Annotated in this window: 17 protein-coding genes; 13 read left to right on the forward strand and 4 right to left on the reverse strand. The window is 40.0% G+C overall.

All coding sequences use genetic code 11. The annotated features are described in order from the left end of the window. Positions 1-6: 6 nt before the first annotated feature. Positions 7-993: a COX15/CtaA family protein gene (locus ABC374_RS06180; RefSeq protein ID WP_350301927.1), complete on the reverse strand. Its 987-nt coding sequence runs from the start codon at positions 991-993 to the stop codon at positions 7-9. 599 nt (positions 994-1,592) lie between these two features. On the opposite strand from ABC374_RS06180, the gene cyoE reads away from it, so the two are divergent. The 7 genes from cyoE (at position 1,593) to ABC374_RS06215 (ending at position 8,453) form a co-directional block, all read left to right on the forward strand. Beyond that, positions 1,593-2,531: a heme o synthase gene (cyoE, locus tag ABC374_RS06185; RefSeq protein ID WP_350301928.1), complete on the forward strand. Its 939-nt coding sequence runs from the start codon at positions 1,593-1,595 to the stop codon at positions 2,529-2,531. Positions 2,532-2,784: 253 nt separating this feature from the next. Further along, positions 2,785-3,867 carry a cytochrome c oxidase subunit II gene (gene coxB, locus ABC374_RS06190; RefSeq protein ID WP_350301929.1) on the forward strand — a complete coding sequence of 361 codons (1,083 nt, stop codon included), beginning with the start codon at positions 2,785-2,787 and terminating at the stop codon, positions 3,865-3,867. A gap of 24 nt (positions 3,868-3,891) precedes the next feature. Further along, positions 3,892-5,763, forward strand: coding sequence for a cytochrome c oxidase subunit I (ctaD, locus tag ABC374_RS06195; RefSeq protein ID WP_054396968.1), 1,872 nt, complete (start codon positions 3,892-3,894; stop codon positions 5,761-5,763). Further along, positions 5,763-6,392, forward strand: coding sequence for a cytochrome (ubi)quinol oxidase subunit III (locus ABC374_RS06200; RefSeq protein WP_048684533.1), 630 nt, complete (start codon positions 5,763-5,765; stop codon positions 6,390-6,392). Before ctaD ends, ABC374_RS06200 begins: the two co-directional genes overlap by 1 nt. Positions 6,393-6,395: 3 nt before the next feature. After that, positions 6,396-6,731, forward strand: coding sequence for a cytochrome c oxidase subunit IVB (gene ctaF, locus ABC374_RS06205; protein ID WP_048684534.1), 336 nt, complete (start codon positions 6,396-6,398; stop codon positions 6,729-6,731). Between the two features lie 150 nt (positions 6,732-6,881). Next, complete coding sequence (gene ctaG / locus ABC374_RS06210) at positions 6,882-7,784, forward strand: cytochrome c oxidase assembly factor CtaG (protein ID WP_413016513.1); 903 nt, start codon at positions 6,882-6,884, stop codon at positions 7,782-7,784. Between the two features lie 207 nt (positions 7,785-7,991). After that, on the forward strand, positions 7,992-8,453 hold the full coding sequence (locus tag ABC374_RS06215) for a DUF420 domain-containing protein (RefSeq protein ID WP_413016515.1): 462 nt from the start codon (positions 7,992-7,994) through the stop codon (positions 8,451-8,453). Between the two features lie 113 nt (positions 8,454-8,566). Here ABC374_RS06215 and ABC374_RS06220 read toward each other — a convergent pair whose 3' ends face one another. Continuing rightward, a complete protein-coding gene (locus ABC374_RS06220; protein WP_350301931.1) occupies positions 8,567-8,929 on the reverse strand; it encodes a YugN family protein in 363 nt (120 codons plus the stop codon). Positions 8,930-9,275: 346 nt separating this feature from the next. Between ABC374_RS06220 and ABC374_RS06225 the strand changes: the two genes are divergently transcribed. The 5 genes from ABC374_RS06225 to ABC374_RS06245 all read left to right on the forward strand — a co-directional run bounded on the left by ABC374_RS06225 (position 9,276) and on the right by ABC374_RS06245 (position 12,493). Further along, the gene (locus ABC374_RS06225; RefSeq protein ID WP_413016517.1) at positions 9,276-10,310 is read left to right on the forward strand and encodes a CAP domain-containing protein; all 1,035 of its coding nucleotides are present in this window, start codon (positions 9,276-9,278) and stop codon (positions 10,308-10,310) included. 500 nt (positions 10,311-10,810) lie between these two features. Beyond that, on the forward strand, positions 10,811-11,242 hold the full coding sequence (locus ABC374_RS06230) for a YlbD family protein (RefSeq protein ID WP_350301934.1): 432 nt from the start codon (positions 10,811-10,813) through the stop codon (positions 11,240-11,242). A gap of 12 nt (positions 11,243-11,254) precedes the next feature. After that, the gene (locus ABC374_RS06235; RefSeq protein WP_350301935.1) at positions 11,255-11,497 is read left to right on the forward strand and encodes a YlbE-like family protein; all 243 of its coding nucleotides are present in this window, start codon (positions 11,255-11,257) and stop codon (positions 11,495-11,497) included. A 60-nt stretch (positions 11,498-11,557) separates the two neighbouring features. Next, a complete protein-coding gene (locus ABC374_RS06240; protein ID WP_413016520.1) occupies positions 11,558-11,983 on the forward strand; it encodes a hypothetical protein in 426 nt (141 codons plus the stop codon). A 60-nt stretch (positions 11,984-12,043) separates the two neighbouring features. Beyond that, a complete protein-coding gene (locus ABC374_RS06245) occupies positions 12,044-12,493 on the forward strand; it encodes a YlbF/YmcA family competence regulator (RefSeq protein WP_063232132.1) in 450 nt (149 codons plus the stop codon). A 168-nt stretch (positions 12,494-12,661) separates the two neighbouring features. Here ABC374_RS06245 and ABC374_RS06250 read toward each other — a convergent pair whose 3' ends face one another. Then, entirely contained in the window at positions 12,662-12,985 is a 324-nt protein-coding gene (locus ABC374_RS06250) for a hypothetical protein (protein ID WP_350301937.1), read from the reverse strand. A gap of 137 nt (positions 12,986-13,122) precedes the next feature. Here ABC374_RS06250 and ABC374_RS06255 point away from each other — a divergent pair, with 137 nt between their 5' ends. Further along, a complete protein-coding gene (locus ABC374_RS06255) occupies positions 13,123-13,398 on the forward strand; it encodes a YlbG family protein (protein ID WP_048684554.1) in 276 nt (91 codons plus the stop codon). 49 nt (positions 13,399-13,447) lie between these two features. Here the strand turns inward: ABC374_RS06255 and ABC374_RS06260 are convergent, their stop codons facing one another. Beyond that, positions 13,448-13,837, reverse strand: a complete 390-nt coding sequence (locus tag ABC374_RS06260; RefSeq protein ID WP_350301938.1) for a DUF7147 family protein — start codon at positions 13,835-13,837, stop codon at positions 13,448-13,450. Positions 13,838-14,088 lie beyond the last annotated feature (251 nt).

Here is a 14,088-nt window from a genome sequence, read left to right on the forward strand (position 1 = left end):
CAGACATTAACGAGCGGGTACAGTTGGTGTTATATCCTGTTCATCCTGTCCTTTGACTGTGTGCGTGGAGTTCCCTTTTTGCTTGGCTAGGGCATTTTTTTTACTTCTTGATGTCAATAGCATCAAATAGCTCATTACACCAAAAAAGCAGGCAATGAACAATGCGTGTGTCAATGCGATATATAAGTTTTGCCTTGAGAAAATGATGAAGGCTCCAGCTGTAACCTGTAAAAATACGAGAATGAATGCAGCAATCCAACCGCCATATAAAACTTTTTGATTTTTGTAATGTTTTTGGGCGATATAAGCCACATATGATACCCAAATGAATATAGCGCCTGCCATTGCACGGTGACCCATCTGAATCCATTCATAAAGGTTGGATGGGAGTGCAGCGCTGTCATTTACACATAAAGGCCAATCCTTACAGATAAGACTGGATTCTGTATGCCTTACAAGAGCACCCGTATATACGACTGCCAGACAAAAAATCAATACGCCAATAATATGGAATGTCATTCGTTTGTCCACTATAAGTTTTTCGGCTTCGAACTTCTTGTCTACTTCAAAAATCAACAGTGTCAGTAAAAAGACGGAAGCAAAGGAAATGAGCGATATGCCAAAATGAAGGGCAAGGACGAAATCGGATTGTGACCAAATGACGGCAGCGGCTCCGATCAACCCTTGCAGTAACAGAAAGCCAAAAGAAAGGACGGATAAGAAACGCGCTTCACGGATATGGCCGATTTTTTTCCAAGACATATACGATAAAATTAAAACCAAGAATCCTCCAGCACCTGAAACGAGCCGATGGGAAAGCTCAATGACCAATTCAATCGTGATTTTGTCCGGGATCAATTGGCCATTGCACAACGGCCATGACCTGCCGCAACCCATGCCGGAATCCGTCTTCGTGACTAAAGCTCCACCAAGTAAGATGAAAAGCATTACAATCGTTGTTAAAACAGCAAACCATTTAAGAGACGATTTCACTAGTAGTCCCACCTTTTTCTCTGTAGCAAATAGGATTGTTCTTAAAATTAATAATAGCATAAGATTTTTCATAATATTTGTCGAACTTCCTCGATATTACACAAAATAGAATGATTTTACAAGTTCAGTTTATATTATAGCTATTAATTAAAATGCCTGAAATAGTTGAAAGTTACAAAAGACTTTGATAGAAATAAAGGGAGTGTAAACCTTCAAGTAGGAGCAAAATAGGGAATAAGCCTAGGGGATGATGATAACAGCATACTATTCATGTTCTTGATGAACTTCTTATAACAGCAGTAAATTATCGAGACACAAATTGGTCAAAAATTATCCGAAAAATTTTCACAAAAGCTTCCAAAAATGTGTTTTAATATATTGAAGAAATGATTTTACTAAATTTTACTGTTATTAAGCATGATATTAAGAATGATGTCCCTCGATGGATTCCATTGACAACGGTCATTGGTAAATAATTTACTTTTTGTTTACGCTTCCTTGGTTACAAATATCAAAAAGTATGAAATAATGTTCTATAGCATATGTAAGTATTTTTTTGCATTTGCGTCTGTGCTGAATGATTTAAAGGAGGAAAACAAATGTCAGAAACAAGGGGTTTGTCAGAAGCTGTCATGGAGGACAGTAAAGCCGCCCTTCAATCGGATATACCTGAAACAACAGCTTGGAAGGATTTTCTCGCACTTATAAAAGTGGGGATTGTCAATTCAAATATAATTACAGCTTTTACCGGCGTGTGGTTAGCTCTTCATTTTTCGGGGCTTAGCTTCTTAAGCAATCTAGATGTAGTGTTTTATACACTTGCAGGTTCGGCGCTCATTATGGCGGGATCTTGCAGTTTCAATAATTATTATGACCGTGATATCGATCATTTAATGGAAAGAACGAAAAACCGTCCAACGGTAACTGGGAAAGTACAGCCTTCAAAGGTATTGGCATTAAGTTTCGGCTTAATTGCTGCAGGGCTGATTTTACTTGCATTGACTAATATGACAACTGCCATACTAGGTGCATTCGGCGTCTTCGCCTATGTTGTTCTATATACAATGGTTTTCAAGCGTAGATTTGTCTCGAATACGATTATAGGCAGTATATCCGGAGCCGTGCCTCCACTTATCGGGTGGGCTGCAGTCGACCCGGGCCTTGATAAGATCGCCTGGGTCCTGTTTGCGATCATGTTCTTGTGGCAGCCGCCTCATTTTTATGCACTAGCAATGAGGCGTGTCGAAGAATATCGTGCAGCCGGAGTACCCATGCTTCCGGTCGTAAAAGGCTTCAAGGCCGCAAAAAGGTCGATTATGCTATGGATCATCTGTTTAATGTTCGTTCCTTTCTTTTTAACTCCATTAGGAACTCCGCTAGTTATTCTTGCTGCATTATTGAGCACGGGGTGGCTTATTTTGGGAATTAAGGGGTATAAAAAGAAAGATGATGTTAAATGGGCAACATCCATGTTTGTATATTCTTTAAATTATATGACCATTTTATTTGTAGCGATGGTTATTGTCACTCTCATCTAGTTTTGGTTAAAATAAGCTGGGAGCCTGTTCTTTTACAGGCTCCAGCTTACTGATATATATTGCACTGACCGCCACTCATACATATTAACGGAACCAACGGGGTCATACATAAGAGCGGTTACATGGATCATCATAATAATTCCTTAGTTTAGGGATTCTTTCTTTTTAGAAATTGACATAGAGAGAATATTCGCAATTGCGCCCATTTTTATTTTTGTGAGAAAATTTTGACGAAAGAGGGGTTTCTGAAGCTATGAAAAAAAGGCTGCACAAATGGCGCCTAATTGCTCTGCTGGGTATTGTAGGACTTGTCCTTTCGGGCTGCGGCGAACCATTTCTATCCGCACTGAAGCCAGCTGGCGATGTTGCGCAATCTCAGTATGACTTACTGATATTGAGTACACTGATCATGGTACTGGTTATTATTGTTGTGATTATTTTGTTCGTTGTAGTTTTACTACGCTTCCGTCGGAAGGAAGGCGACGAAACAATACCGAAACAAATTGAAGGAAGTCATAAACTCGAAATTATCTGGACTGTTATTCCTATCCTTCTTTTAATTGTTCTGGCTGTTCCAACCGTCGTCACGACTTTCGACTTAGCCGACACAAAGGCAATGGATAAGAAAGATAAGGATGGAAAAACGAAGGATGCACTTGTCGTGAATGTCAGGGCGAACCTTTATTGGTGGGAGTTTGAATATCCGGACCTTGGCGTTGTAACAAGTCAGGATTTGGTTGTGCCAACCGATCAAAAAGTGTACTTCAATCTAACTGCTTCAGATGTTAAGCATTCATTCTGGGTACCGTCTGTCGGAGGAAAGATGGATACCAATACAGAAGGGGTCAATCAGTTTTTCTTAGAATTCGACAGTGAAAAGGCTGAAGATTCAAACAACTTGTTTTACGGAAAATGTGCTGAACTTTGCGGTCCTTCACATGCTTTGATGGATTTTAAGGTCGTAACGAAGTCCAAAAGCGATTTTGAAGCGTGGACCAAAGATATGAAAGCCGCGAAGGAACCTGTCGTTGAAGGTGATCTGGCCAAACAGGGTGAAGATGTCTTTAATCAAAGTTGTATAGGCTGCCATGCGGTGACACCAAATGACAGCAGGCCTGAAGCTGCTCGTCAGGCTCCGAATCTCGCTACATTCGGTGAGCGTCAAAAAGTGGCTGGCGTATTGGATCATACTGAAGAGAATGTAAAAAAATGGATCAAAGATCCTGAGAAGTATAAACCGGGCAACACGATGACCGGTACTTACGGCGAACTTTCGGATTCAGATATTAATGCACTGGCAGCCTATCTATTAGAGCTTAAGGTGGAAGACAAATAGAACATTGATTAAGGAGGTTAAATCGTGAGTACGTACGCTAATAAAAAAGGATTTGGCGCTACGCTTTGGGATTATCTGACGACGGTGGACCATAAGAAAATCGCCATTTTATATCTTATCTCTGGCGGATTATTCTTTGTAATCGGCGGTTTGGAAGCGATGTTTATCCGTATCCAGCTTGCAATCCCAAATAATGACTTCGTAAGTGCCGGATTTTATAATGAAATATTGACCATGCACGGTACAACTATGATATTTCTGGCAGCCATGCCATTGGTGTTTGCTGTAATGAATGCGGTTGTACCCTTACAGATAGGGGCACGTGATGTCGCGTTCCCATTTTTGAACTCGTTAGGTTTTTGGTTGTTTTTCTTTGGAGGAGTCTTTCTGAATCTTTCATGGTTTTTAGGGGGGGCTCCTGATGCAGGCTGGACATCATATGCATCACTTTCCCTGCATTCCGAAGGCCACGGTATTGATTTTTACGTCCTGGGATTACAGATATCAGGATTGGGAACATTAATTGCGGGGATCAATTTCCTTGTAACCATTATTAATATGCGTACGCCTGGTATGACATATATGCGTATGCCGCTGTTCACATGGTCAACTTTCGTTGTTTCCGCATTGATATTATTCGCTTTTCCTCCGCTTACCGTAGGATTGGTGTTAATGATGTTCGACAGGATGTTCGGCTCGAATTTCTTTGATGTAGCAGCGGGCGGGAATACGATCATTTGGGAGCATTTATTCTGGATATTCGGTCACCCGGAAGTATATATCCTGATTCTTCCAGCTTTCGGTATTTTTTCCGAAATTTTCGCTACATTCTCCAGAAAAAGATTATTTGGTTATTCATCAATGGTATTTGCAACCGTTTTAATCGGTTTCTTAGGTTTCATGGTTTGGGCGCATCACATGTTTACGACTGGTTTAGGACCTATCGCGAATGCGATTTTTGCCGTTGCTACCATGGCTATTGCAGTGCCGACGGGTATTAAGATATTCAACTGGATTTTTACGATGTGGGGCGGAAGCGTCAAGTTCACGGTACCGATGCTTTATGCAGTTGCCTTTATCCCTACATTTACCATGGGCGGCGTGACAGGTATCATGCTCGCATCAGCACCAGCTGATTATCAATACCATGATAGTTATTTCGTTGTTGCCCATTTCCACTATGTAATCGTTGGCGGGGTTGTATTGGGCTTACTGGCTGGAATCAATTTTTATTGGCCAAAAATGTTTGGAACGATGTTAAGTGAAAAATTGGGACAAATCACATTTTGGACGTTCTTGATCGGTTTCCATTTAACATTCTTCATTCAACATTTCTTAGGTTTGATGGGGATGCCTCGTCGCGTATTTACATTCTTGGACGATCAAGGTCTCAATACAGGTAATATGATTAGTACAGTTGGAGCCTTCTTAATGGCATTTGGGGTCTTGGTTATGGTCATCAATATAATCATTACATCTGTGAAGAATGAGAAAGTCGGCAATGATCCATGGGGAGACGGCCGTACGCTGGAATGGGCCATCCCATCACCACCGCCGTTTTATAATTTCAAACAACTTCCGCTTGTCCGCGGATTAGATCCTTACTGGGTTGAAAAAATGGAAGGGAAAAAGGAAATGACTCCTGCAGAACCACTGGGGGATATCCATATGCCGAATTCATCCATACTTCCTTTAACGATTGCCTTGGGTTTATTTGTTGCCGCATTCGGAGCTTTATATAATATGGATGATAAGACATGGACCCTGCCTATAATGATTGTTGGACTTTTGATCACATTCGCTTCAATGTTTATCCGTTCCGTAAAAGACGATCATGGATACCACATTCATAAAGAAGAACTTATGGACGATAAAGACAAGGGAGGTAAGGCATAATGCAAACAGATGAAAGATTCACGGATGCCACTTGGCCTGCTTCTCCCGAGAAAGCGACTTTAGAAGGTAAAAATAAGTATTTGGGATTCTGGTTGTTTCTTGGTGGAGAGACGGTACTATTCGCCTCACTTTTTGCAACTTACCTTGCATTGAAGGATAAAGTTCCAAATGGTGATGCAGCCTTAGCTAAAGACTTGTTCGAATTACCGCTGACATTTGTAGCAACCATGCTGTTATTGACCAGTTCATTAACCAGTGTGTATGCGATGTACCATATGAAAAATAACCATTTTAAACAAATGCAAGCATGGCTTGTAATTACAGTTGCACTTGGTTTTGCTTTTCTAGGTCTTGAGATTTATGAATTTAATCACTATGTTCATGAATTCCATCATACCTTTACGAGCAGTGCATTCGGCTCCGCGTTTTATACGTTAGTCGGTTTTCATGGAGGACACGTTGCTTTCGGTCTGGTTTGGATCATATCTCTTATGGTTCGTAATGCAAGAAGGGGCTTGAATTTATATAACGCTCCTAAATTTTATGTTGCTAGTCTATATTGGCATTTCATTGACGTAGTCTGGGTGTTTATCTTTACTGTCGTATACTTAATGGGAATGGTGGGATAACTGATGGCGAATGAACAATCAAATTCAGCGAACCCGAATGTCGATTTAAAATATCGCCGTAAGAAAAATGCTGAAGAGATGAAACACCAAGTGATATCATTTACACTTATGATTTTCTTTACATTACTTGCTTTTGCAGCTGTAGGGATCGAGGGGTTTTCCCATTGGTTCATTAAACCAGTCATTTTGCTGCTGGCAGTTGTACAAGTGATTTTCCAATTGTATTATTTCATGCATATGAAGCATAAAGGGCATGGCACCATTGCATTGTTCTTATTTTCCGGCCTTGCAGTCGGCTTGATAACTGTCCTTGTGTTCACAACGATTGTTTGGTTATAAACCATAAAGGAAATCGGCTATTGAATGATAGCCGGTTTTCTTTATGTGTTGATTAGCTAGAAAAAGAATCCAAGTTTATCTATATTTGTTACCATGTTTCATTTTAGGTATAATGAAAGTAAGAAAAAGTTTATGAACGAGGTGATTTTTTTGTCTATTGATATTTTCGGATTTCGCGCTTTGTGGAGTCCTTATTATTTTGCCGTCCTCGTACTTATAACCGTTGGCTATTTTTGGCTGGTGACAAAAAAAAGGGAGAAGTTTTCGGGCAGTTCAGCGCTAACAGTAAAACAGGCAACTTATTTTTTGATAGCCATGTTCCTTCTATATGCAGTAAAAGGATCACCGCTGGATTTATTGAGCCATATCATGTTCAGTGCCCACATGTTTCAAATGGCACTGCTCTATCTCGTGATTCCGCCTTTATTTATCATAGCGATTCCGGATTGGCTTATGAGAACTTTCATAAACTCAAGGGGAGTGAAGCCGTTATTTCAATTTTTCACGAGACCTCTTATCGCCCTTTTAGTATTTAATGTTCTTTTCTCGTTGTACCATATCCCGTTAGTGTTCGACTTTATCAAAACGGGGATGTGGTTTCATGCCGGATACACGGTCCTTTTATTTACTACCGCTGTTTTGATGTGGTTCCCGCTTGTCAATCAACTTCCGGAACGTGAAAGTCTGTCAGGTGTGAAAAAAGTAGCTTATATTTTCGGCAGTGGCATTTTAATGACCCCTGCTTGCGCTTTGATCATTTTTGCTAATGATCCGATGTATGATACATTCACCAATGCAGAATCTTGGGCCAGTGCCATGGAACTTTGCGTCCCGGCTTCAGCGCTGTCCGGCTTAACGCTCAGTGGCCCGGAAATGTTCAATGGACTGCCATTGCTTGAGGATCAACAGCTTGGCGGGGTTCTGATGAAGGTAATCCAAGAAATCGTTTTAGGCTATGTATTGGGTGTCATTTTCTTTGCTTGGTTCAAAAAGGAGAATGGCGGCCAAAATGATATCGATCCGATACCTTCGGATTTTCAGACTGTAGAATAATTGTACGATAAAAGACTTGTCTTGGGGCGGACAAGTCTTTTATTTGCCTTTGCCTAATATTTGATTTTAAGCAAATAGCCAGTGATTCGACTTGGCTATTCTATAAAAGTGAGCATTCTGTTAATAATCCTTGATTTTATTGAATTTTATGATTGCCTCTTATAAAATGGTAGTTGATTAATAAATATAGAGAGGACTACAATACATATGTCTTTACCAATCCTTCCAACGATAAGTACAGCTTTCATTGTATTAAGTGCCATCACTGTTGCAATAGGCTGGTATCAAATTAAACAACGCAAAATCGAGACCCATAAGAAAACCATGATGGCAGCTGCGGTTTTTGCGGTAATCTTTTTCACCATATATCTTTCCCGGACGGTCTTCATTGGCAGTACGTCATTTGGCGGACCCGATGACATTAAGATTTATTATACGATTTTTTTGATCTTCCATATAACGCTTGCGACAACTGGAGCAGTTTTGGGGATCATCATGCTTACCACTGGTTTTAAAGGTGAATTCGCCATTCATAAAAAAATCGGACCTGCTACCAGCATCATTTGGTTTTTCACTGGGATTACAGGAGTAGCTGTTTACATCCTGCTTTATGTCATTTATCATGGCGGCGAAACAACATCTTTAATAAAGGCGATCCTAGGATTTTAAAATAACGAAAAAGCCTGGTGCAAAAAAGCATCAGGCTTTTGTAATGGATACGAAAAAGAGAGAGCATCACACATGATCCTCTCTCTTTGTACCTCACTTTTAACTTACGGCTTTTACAGGCCGTTGAATTGTGTAAGTTCTTCTTTGATTTGAGTGAGGATTTTTTCACTTTGTTTAACTAGTGATGCAGGGAAATCCTCTCCTTCACCATATTCAAGTCCGTGTGGATAATAGTGTTTTCCTAATAGAGGGACCATAAGCTTAATGACGGCCCTGTGAGAGCCTACATCGCCCTCTGTAGCATAGCCAAGTATTCTCAGGTAAAACGTGCCTTCTTTTAATTCGAACTTACGATCGTAACTGACTCTTTCGTAATCCCATTGTTCTGCACGTATTAAACCATATTGCGGCATTAGGTCATCTAATCGGTTTAAGTCGGCTGTGATGTTTTCGATTCCAAAGCGTTCAAATTTCACGAGTAGTACCTCCTATGTTTACTATTGAGAATTAAAATGACATACCGGGAAAATATTATGTACATGAATATATTAAAAATCTCCAAGTATGTTTATAATATACCATTTTATCCTATATTTTATAATAGTACGAAATGGTGGAAGTTGCAATGAACTCAACCATGGTATTTCAATCATTCACAAAAGTTCCATTTTTTAAATAAATTTAATGAAGGGGCAGTCTATCGTAAATTAGAAAATTATGATTGAACAGTGATATAATCAGGAAAGAAAGGTTTTTTGCATTGGATACATAAATTAGATAGAGAGAGGGAGTGTTCCTCTGCGCAATTTAGGTAAGGTGTTGGTGTTAATCGTTATTTTTTTCGTAATCGGTATTTATCTCAATATCGGCGATGAAGATGAAGGGAACCCTCTTATTGATGGTAACAAAGGTGTTAACCCCAATGGACATATAAATGATAAAAGCCCTTCCTCTGAAAAGGAAGGGGTTACTGAAGTGACAGAAGGTCTGGCAGTAACAATCGGGAAAAATGCAAAAGAGATAGAAAAGGAATACGGTAAGCCAGATCGAATTGATATGTCCGCCTATGGATATGAATGGTGGGTTTATAAAAAGAGTTATAATAATTATTTTCAATTAGCCGTTGAAAATGAAAAAGTGGTATCTGCTTATGGAATCGGTGATGAGGTGAATGTCGCTCCTTTTAAAATTGGACAATCGATTGATGCCATCTATTCCAGCTTATATGTGGAACCAACTGTTGATATTGAAGTTGGTGACAGTTCCTATCGTTTTGAATTGTCGGAGGAAGATATGAACATGAGACCGTTGATTGATTTAGGGAATATTAATGTTCAGCTTTATTTGGATAAATTCACAGGGACTGTTTCAAGCATCCGATTTTTGAATGATTCGACCCTATTGAAACAACAGCCGTATGAGTTAACCTATCATGGTGAGTTTGTGACAGTTAAGGATCTTTCAGAGGAAGACATGGCGAAAGTGGAAGATGGCAATGAGCAGCAAATATTCGATATTACGAATATAATGCGCAGCCGGTTTGATTTGGAGCCTTTAGAATGGGATGCTCCAACAGCAAGGGTTGCCTATCTTCATAGCCGGGAAATGACGGACGCACCTGAAGGAACCCATGTTTCCGAAACAAATGGGGATTTGGAAAAGCGTCTCGATTCAGGTCATGTAAAATACAGGACAGCAGGTGAAAATATAGCGGCTAATTATGTGGATGCAGCTGCAGTCATGGAAGGCTGGCTAAATAGCAAAGGTCATCGGGATGCGATGCTGAACGAGGAATTTACAGGTCTGGGCGTCGGGGTATATAAAAAGTATTACACTCAGAATTTCATAAAGAGATAAAAAAACGGATCCGATTTGGGTCCGTTTTCTTGTTCTGGATATAGCGAAAAGTTCCCCATCCATCATTACGGTGGACCTTCCCCTCAATGATGATCGTTTGCCTATGTATTAATTTGCGTGGCACGAAATCAGCCGATGAAGGGTTTTACGTAACGAACTTGGACATCTGCAGTAAAGGTAGCATACCCTTTTGGAACCGTTGAGCTTAAAGTCGAATCTTGTCCCTTGTTTGCTTCCATCTTTATTTAATTGCAGCAGGATTGAAAAATAAGAGCGGTTCCCTTGCTCTACTTTGGCTTTTAACCCTGAAACAATTCCCGATAAATCAGATAACTCTGTTTCATCTGCAGATTCAGCTAGGTTTTGGAGGTCTTTGATTGAAACACATTCATTACCTCCTTTTGGAAAATCCATTTGGATTTAAAATGAAATGTGATGCACTTTTTATTTACCTTGAGCATATGGTGCAATAGGCGATGTCTAAGTGTGAGGTGAGAGTAATGGCAAAAAGAAAACGGCCCTCCGTGGATCGATTTCGTGAGTTTGTAAAGGAGCATCCTCATTTAGTAAATGAAGTGAGAAGCAAACAAGCAACATGGCAGGAACTTTTTGAAGAGTGGTATTTACTCGGAGATGATCATCCACGCTGGCAGGCTGACGGCAGTGTGGGTGAGTCCAAAATGAATGCAGAATCCCCATCACCGCCGGTGGAAAAGGGAGACCAAAGCACTGAGTTGATCGGTTCGTTAATGAGTGCAGTTAAAAATATGGATATGGGGCAGATTCAACAATATATTACGAATGCCAATCAGGCTATCGGTGCAATCCAAGGAGTGCTATCTGCTTTCCAAGGGAATAAATCAGGTGATACAAGTCCTCCCCCAAAAGAAAAAGAGCAGAGAGCTAACCCTTTTTTATTCACAAAAGATTAAGGAGGGTTTTTCATGCGTCAGAATATATATGAATTCATCCAAACAAACGAAGATATGCGAAATTACTTGAGGGTTCAGCCTGGATGGTACAGAAGGTTAATGCGTAATCCCCATGAAGTGGATGTGTTTGAAACCGAGGCGAAATATTATTTTGAAAAGTCGATTCCGCATCGGGTCTCTAAATTTTCGGAAAGCGTTCAGGTAGCCTCCATGATGCTTCATATGTTTCAAGCGATGAATGTTTCAAGTGAATGAAGAAAAAAAGAGTAAATTACTCCTTTTGGCGAACAATAAAGGCAAAAGGGGGACGATGGAATGAGAAAGTTAATATTGGCTCTAACAGTGTTGATGGCAGTTTCGGGTTGTGGGAAGAAAATACCGGAACCTGAAAATTCAGGAGTAGCCATGCAGGGTGTTTCTACACATAAAGCTGCCACCACTGTATCGAGCATCCGAAATTCAGATGAGGACTTTAGGGTAAAAACTTTTGTAAAAGGCAACTCTGTCTATGTAGAGTGCTACTTGAAAAACTATGGTTTTTCTGAATCAAATCCAGAACAGTTGGCAACTGTGTCCGTATTTATTGATAATCAAAAGAAAGTCGATATGAAAACGGCAGCATTTATCTTAAAGGAAGTCCCGAATGGCAAGCATAAAATTAAGCTGGAGATTTTGAATGGTTCAGGAGAAAAAACAGGGCTGCAAAAAGAGATTGAGGTACATATCACTTCCTCGATTTAATCAAACCATTAGCATCTAAAAGGGAGAAATGGTAAAATGGTTGTGGAGGTGAGCTTGTTAATGCTTGCTACTATGGAAATCATCGACATTTTACAACAGGCTGATGGATTAGCTGAAATGATCCTTCATTCTGAAATAGGGGAAGAATACCTCCTTAGTTTATATAAATTACAAAGCGACAAAGAGGCCCAGCGGAAAATTTCCAAGTTTACTTCGCTAAAGGATCTATTTGAAGATGTTCAAAGGTTCGGTAAATATCATCCGGATTATAAACGCATCAATTTAGAAACCAGGCAAGCAAAACGAGACATGGATATGCACCCTGCCGTTGCTGAGTTTAAGCGGGCTGAGACCGAATTGCAATCCGTTCTTGATGAAATAAGCGGAAGGATTGGCCGAGCGGTTTCTGAACAAGTCAAAACTCCAGCGGGGAATCCATTTTTTGTTTCATCCGGTGGATGTTCAACGGGAAGCTGCGGAACCGGCGGAAGCTGCGGTTGCTCTGCTTAAGGTAATGGCCAGATTGTGAACAATAGGCCGGTATATTGAATGCAGCCATCGAAATTCGACATTACTACGGAGTTCGGTGGCTGTGTCATGTAAAGAACCTACGTCAAGACTTCGGTCAATGAACCGATGCATGTATAAAGATTATATTCCGGATACGTGATGAAGCGATTAACTGCGATATAAAATACAATCCGGACATAGGTTGCCGCAGCAAAACATCTTTTGCTGCGGCACATAAAAACGATGCCGGAATACATATAAATGTTCTTCCTGCCGTACGAAGATGGTTTCACAATGAAGCTGCTTGCCGCGCATGGAAAGGCTTGCGGCTTTTTTTATTAAAAAAGAAAGCTTACTATTATCATTTTGAGCCGGATGGTAATGGATATATAAAAATGGTATACCTGTGATCTTTTTTATCGAAGCTTGGGTAATTTCATCATTATCTAATAGATGAACAATAAATTGATGCCAAATTTGGTTTAAATCCATCGTTTGTTACGCTCCCTTCACAGTGTGTATATTCATAATAGTGAGAGAATTTCGTTTATAATCTTTTTTCTTGGTTGAAAGTAAAGATTCTGCTATGCTACACTTAGTTAAAACCTTTATAAAAGGGAGTTATTGATATGCTTGGAGCGAGACAGGGAATCATCGTCTATTTACATACATTAAAACAAGCCAAAATGCTTAGGAAATTTGGAAATATCCATTATGTTTCAAAAAAGTTGAAATATGTTGTGCTTTATACGAATATGGATGAAGTGGAACCACTAGTGGAAAAGCTGAATAATTATTCGTTCGTTAAAAAAGTGGACCTTTCTTACAAGCCTTTTTTGAAGGTGGAGTTCGAAAACTCCAAACCGGATAAAGCGAAAGAATATGATTATAAAATGGGAATTTAAAAAAAGCTGACTCATGCGGAGTCAGCTTTTTTCAATTCAGGGGGATCAATCAGCCTAATGGGGGCAGATACCTATTCATTCGCAAAATGCCGATTAAGTGTTGGTAGTACAACTCGATTTCTGCGAAGAGCACCGAAGGTTTCACGTCGATTTCAATAATCGGTCTATCCAGTTCCTCCGCCAAGTTCTCAAAAAGCTCATAGCGTTTGTTTTTTGTCTCATGAGGGTTAGGTATACCTTCACGGCAAATGTAAAGCGGCTGGAATTTCCCGGGATCTGTGGGCTGCATGACGATCACCAATGACGTGACCTTTTTATCATTTATAGTAGTATGCATGGCCATAAGTCTTGCAACTCGATGTTTCTGATTGCGTCCTACTTCCAGCAACTCATATATATCGGAATATCCTTGTCCAATTTCAATAAAACGTTGAATCAATTAAACCTCTCCTAACTAACTTATTATTCATTACTTTATCATTATCCCTCATAAAAGAGAAGGACAACTTCATTGACGAAGCATGACAAAGACACTTAGATATCAGAGATTTAACAATAAAAAAAGCCCTGCAAAAATATGCAGGGTCCTTCTATGTCTAACTAAGGACCAGAAGGCAAAGGGAGAGGAGAAACCGGAGGAAGAGCTTATGGGGAAACGTAAGCCTTCTCCGCGGTTGGCAACAACACCTA

The organism is Peribacillus phoenicis (assembly GCF_047238085.1).
Taxonomy (GTDB): domain Bacteria; phylum Bacillota; class Bacilli; order Bacillales; family DSM-1321; genus Peribacillus.